This is a genomic window from Cupriavidus sp. SIMBA_020 (assembly GCF_046535395.1).
GTDB classification, from domain to species: Bacteria; Pseudomonadota; Gammaproteobacteria; order Burkholderiales; family Burkholderiaceae; genus Cupriavidus; species Cupriavidus campinensis.
This window is the reverse complement of the sequence record NZ_JAWRWU010001323.1, coordinates 1-248: the sequence shown is the minus strand read 5'-3', so window position 1 is coordinate 248 and position 248 is coordinate 1. Positions and strand designations below refer to the sequence as shown.

At 68.5% G+C, this 248-nt stretch carries 1 protein-coding gene; it reads right to left on the bottom strand.

Features of this window, described 5'->3' with window-relative positions; translation table 11 throughout:
* The coding region (locus tag SB751_RS33795) for an NnrU family protein (protein ID WP_410749472.1) at positions 1-248 on the bottom strand (248 nt) is incomplete at both ends.

Sequence of the window (248 nt, the reverse complement as noted above, 5' to 3'; positions counted from 1 at the left end):
CCGGGAACACTGCGGCGTGACACAGGCCCCAGAGCGCGAACGACCACATCATCGGATGGCGCGTCACCGCGTACACGCCGCGCGCCGCGTCAGGGAACGAACCGGGCCGGCCGCCGGTGGGAAACGCCGGGTTGCGGATAAAAGAGCCCATGAGAAGGATCGACGCGATCAGCATGACCACGGTCACGCCCGCCCACAGACCGTCTCCGACCGGCCAAAGCGGCGCCGTGAGCGGCGCCTTTCGATAG